This is a genomic window from Halorubrum sp. SD683 (genome assembly GCF_002135045.1).
GTDB classification, from domain to species: domain Archaea; phylum Halobacteriota; class Halobacteria; order Halobacteriales; family Haloferacaceae; genus Halorubrum; species Halorubrum ezzemoulense.
Genome location: NZ_NEWJ01000121.1, coordinates 1 through 4,261, shown reverse-complemented (window position 1 = coordinate 4,261; position 4,261 = coordinate 1). Strand labels below are relative to the sequence as shown.

Here is a 4,261-nt window from a genome sequence, read left to right as displayed (position 1 = left end):
GGTCGGCGGGCGGTGGAGGGGAGAGATCGCGACCGGCGGCGCCCGGCTCAGAACGTCGAGACGTCGCCCTCGATGACGCTGCGGGTCACGTCCGTCACGTCGGCCAGCTCGCGGTCGACGATGTCGACGACGTCGGCCTCGATGTCGCTCAGCGTGACGCCGTCCTCGGTGACGATCTGCGCGTCCGCGACGTGCGGCTCGTCGATCGGCCGGCCGATCTGCGAGAGGAGCCTGACCTGGAGGTCGCGGATCCCGTCGACCTCCTCGGTGACGGACTCGGCGACGCGGGTGGAGAGCAGGTTGTAGATCTTCCCGATGTGGTTGACGGGGTTCTTCCCGGAGGTAGCCTCCATCGACATCGGGCGGTTCGGGGTGATGAGGCCGTTGGCGCGGTTGCCGCGCCCGACGGAGCCGTCGTCGCCCTGCTCGGCGGAAGTGCCGGTGACAGTCAGGTAGACGGAGCCCTCGTCGTAGTCGTCGGCCGTGTTCACGTCGACGTTGACCTCGCGGTCGGTGTACTCGCGGGCGAGGTCGTCGACGTACTCGCGGACGGACGCGACCGCGTCGTCGTACTCGTCGAGCCCGTCGACGTAGGCGTCGACCATCGCGGCGGCGACGGTGATGTCGATCCGGTCGCCCTCGCGTTTACCCATGATCTTCACGTCGGGGCCGAGCTCGGGGTGGTCGTCGTGGTAGGTCGTGTTGAGCGCGCGCTCGGCCTCGCGGACGATCGTCTCCGTCTCGGTGAGCGGCGCGTGGCCGACGCCGAAGGAGGTGTCGTTGGCCATCGGAACCTCCTGCGTCTCCTCGCCGAACACGTCCTGGAGGTCACCGGAGCCCTCGCCGAGCTTCACGTCGACGACCACGTCGGTGCCGTACTCGAGCTCAGGGATCGCCTCGGCGAGGTAGTCGCGGGCGGCCGCGAGCGCGGTCGAGTCGACCGGGAGCTGCTCGCCGTCGTACTCCTTCGTGGCGCGGCCGACGATGAGGATGTAGACGGGCTCGACGACCTCGCCGCCGCCGAACGCGGGGGCCGCACGGCCGGCAACCAGCTGCGTCTCGTCGGTGTTGTAGTGGAGCACCTTGCCGACGCGGTCCAAGTAGAGCTGCGAGAGCGCCCGCGAGACCGACTCCGCGACGCCGTCGCAGATCGAGTCTGGGTGACCGATCCCCTTTCGCTCGACGATTTCGACCTCCTGGTCCTCGACCGCCTGCCGGTCGAGGCGGCTGACCTGTATGTTCCGGTCCATTACGCACCGATACTGCGCCGTCGGCACTATAACTTGCGGAAACTCTCCACCGGTAGTGAATAACCTGTAGTTATTTATAGGCGGCTTCGGCGGCCCCGGCCCGGTCCGCGTCGCGCCGGGTGACACAAGCGGGCGCTTGAGTTTCGGCAAGGACTTTGCCGCGGCGAGTGCGACTGCCCCGTATGGACGAACTCGCGCCCTCCCGCCGTCGACTGCTCGCCGGTGCGCTCGCGGGCGGCATCGGCGCCGCCGCCGGCTGTCTCGGGACCGATAGCGACGACGAGTCAGACGACGGGCCGGAACTGCGGCTCTCGCTCTCGGGGGTCGAGGGCTCGCTGCGCGACCGGTACGTTCGCGACCCCGACGCCCCGCCCGAGCGGTGGGATGGGGCGGCGCTCGACGCCGCGCTGGCGGGCGAGCCGTACACGATCCGACACCGGAAGCCGTTCTTCGCGGAGCCGGACGACCCCGCGTACGCCCGCTTCGAGGGGACCTACTACCGGCTCGGGTCGGTGATCGTCGACGAGGTCGCCGAGACCTACCCGGTTCTCCGGCTCTTCGAGGCCGAGAGCGACGGAGCGTCAGCCGGCGACGGCGAGTCGCCGGTCGACGGTGGCGAAGACGGGGACCTCCCGGAGGCCGACCAGCGGGCCGTCCACATCGCGCACTTCGCCGCGCGGGCCCGCGGTGGCGTGGGCGGCTATCCAGTCGGACTGGTCGAGCGCGGCGGCTACGCGTATCGGGCCGAAGCTTCGCGCGCGGAGAGCGCGCTGCTCGACGACGACGGTCCCGACTACGTGACCTACCGAGACACCACCTACCGGGTCGAAATCGAACGGGAGCGGTTTCACGAGGCCGTCCACCGGCCGACCGCCGAGGCGGTCGCCGAGCGCCCCGAGCGAATGGAGTCGATCCTCCGGGCGGCGCTCGTCGGTCCGAGGGTCGAGCGGGACGACCTCTCCGCGGAGGCCGGACGGATCGTCGACCGGGCCGAGGCAGAGGAGTACGGCCAGACGCACCCGTACTCCGACGCGTACGCCGAACTGCTCCGCGCGATCGACGCGCGCCACTACCTCGACGGGAACGTTCGCAAGGACGCCGGCGTCCGCGAGACCGAAGAAGCGATGATCCGGTACGGCGACGAGTACTACGAGCGGTACCTCCGGATCGTGAACGACGGGGGGAACTGATCGGCCGAGGCGCTTCGCCGTCGCCTCAGCGGGCCGCCTCGTACGCTTCCGCCATCACGTCGAGCGCCTCGCGCAGGTCGCTCTCGTCGGTCGCGTACGAGACCCGCGCGTGACCGGCGCCGTTCTCCCCGAACGCCTCGCCGGGGACGACGACCACGCCGCGGTCGAGACACTCGTCGACGAATCCCTCGGGCACCCGCGGCATCGCGTAGAAGGCCCCCTTCGGGGTGGGACAGTCGAGGCCGATCTCCGCGAACCCCTCCAAGACGATGTCGCGGCGGCGCTCGAAGGACGCCGTCATCTCGTCGACCACGCCGCGGTCGCCCCGCAGCGCGGCTTCGGCGGCGTACTGCGCCGGCGCCGAGGCGCACGCCTGCGCGTACTGGTGGACGCGCAGCATGCGCTCGACGCGCTCCTCGGCGCCGTACACCCAGCCGAGCCGCCAGCCGGTCATCGAGAACAGCTTCGAGGCCGAGTTGACGACGACGACGTTGTCCGTCTCGGCGAACTCGATCGGCGAGTGATGTTCGCCGTCGAAGACGGTGTACTCGTACACCTCGTCGGAGAGACAGAGCACGTCGTGCTCGTCGGCGATGCGCGCGAACTCCCGGACGTCTTCCTCGCAGGAGACCGCCCCGGTCGGATTCCCTGGAGAGTTGACGACGAACGCCGCGGTGTCCTCGGTGATCGCCGCCTCGACCGCGGCCGGGTCGATCGTGAGGTCGTCGCGGAGCGGCACGGGGACGGGTTCGCCGCCGGCCAGCTTCGTCAGCGCGTCGTAGGAGACGAACCCGGGGTCCGGGATCAGCACCTCGTCGCCGGCGTCGACGTGCGCCTCCAAGGCGACGTGGAGCGCCTCGCTGCCGCCCGCGGTCGCGATGACGTTGTCGGGGTCGAGGTCGATCCCCTGATCGGCGCGGTGCTTCTCGGCGATCGCCTCCCGCAGCGCGGGGGTCCCCTTGTTCTCGGTGTACGCGTCCGCCTTTCCGGACTCGATCGCGTCGACGGCGGCTTGGCGGGCGTGGGGCGGCGTCGGGAAGTCGGGCTGTCCGAGCCCGAGGTTGATCGCGTCGTCGCCGGCCGCCTCGAACACCTCGCGGATCCCGCTTATCGAGATCCGTTCGACCCTGTCGGAGAACGTCGTCATACCGTTCTGAGGGCGCCGCCGCGAGTTAGTTCTTGTCACGTCGGATCGACGGACCGCCTCCGACGGCGAGTCGCGGGCCCGCACTCACCGACGCTTCCGCTCCCAGACCGGCCGGCGTTCGCCGCGGCCGGCGTCGTGTCGGGTCCGCCCGTCCGCGTCGGTCGGCAGATCGAACCGCCCTTCGAGGACGCTCGGCACTTCCTCGGCGCGGGCGCGCAACAGCGCGTCGTCGACCGCGCGGAGGCGGAGCATCGGCCGCCCCGGTCCCGCCGGCACCTTGATCGACTCGATCAGCTCCCGCTCGACGAGGGCCTGCCGGTCGCCGGTGAACTCCTGTGCCGGGGCGATCCCGATGCCGTCGGCGCCGGCCCACGCCCGGAGGTCGCGGAAGAGGTGGTCGTGTCGGGCCGCGAGCGCGACGAGGAGCGACCGGTCCGACGGCTCCGTCGCGCGGCCGAACTCGCCCGGCGGAAGCGACTCCAGCACGGTCGCGAGGTCGTCGGCGAAGCGGTCGTCGAGGATCTCCCGCGCCACCGCGAGCAGTCGCCGCCGGGAAGGCATCTCGACCGGCTCGACCGTCGCGGCGTCGAACCGCGCCGCAGCGGTCGCGCGGGCGGCGCCGACCGCCTCCGGACGGGCACCGGCCGCCGTCGTCGCGAGCGAGCGGTCCCCGC

At 71.2% G+C, this 4,261-nt stretch carries 4 protein-coding genes; 1 reads left to right on the top strand and 3 read right to left on the bottom strand.

Going from position 1 to position 4,261, the window contains the following annotated elements; genetic code table 11:
* Positions 1-47: 47 nt before the first annotated feature.
* A complete protein-coding gene (locus B9G49_RS15715; protein WP_049929399.1) occupies positions 48-1,250 on the bottom strand; it encodes a methionine adenosyltransferase in 1,203 nt (400 codons plus the stop codon).
* 182 nt (positions 1,251-1,432) lie between these two features.
* Here B9G49_RS15715 and B9G49_RS15710 point away from each other — a divergent pair, with 182 nt between their 5' ends.
* Entirely contained in the window at positions 1,433-2,440 is a 1,008-nt protein-coding gene (locus B9G49_RS15710; RefSeq protein WP_086216998.1) for a hypothetical protein, read from the top strand.
* Between the two features lie 25 nt (positions 2,441-2,465).
* On the opposite strand, the gene B9G49_RS15705 is transcribed toward B9G49_RS15710, so the two are convergent.
* Together B9G49_RS15705 and B9G49_RS15700 are read right to left on the bottom strand one after the other, a co-directional pair.
* Complete coding sequence (locus tag B9G49_RS15705) at positions 2,466-3,587, bottom strand: pyridoxal phosphate-dependent aminotransferase (RefSeq protein ID WP_086216997.1); 1,122 nt, start codon at positions 3,585-3,587, stop codon at positions 2,466-2,468.
* A gap of 84 nt (positions 3,588-3,671) precedes the next feature.
* On the bottom strand, positions 3,672-4,261 hold a 590-nt coding region (locus B9G49_RS15700; protein ID WP_233125234.1), incomplete at its 5' end, for a DUF5821 family protein.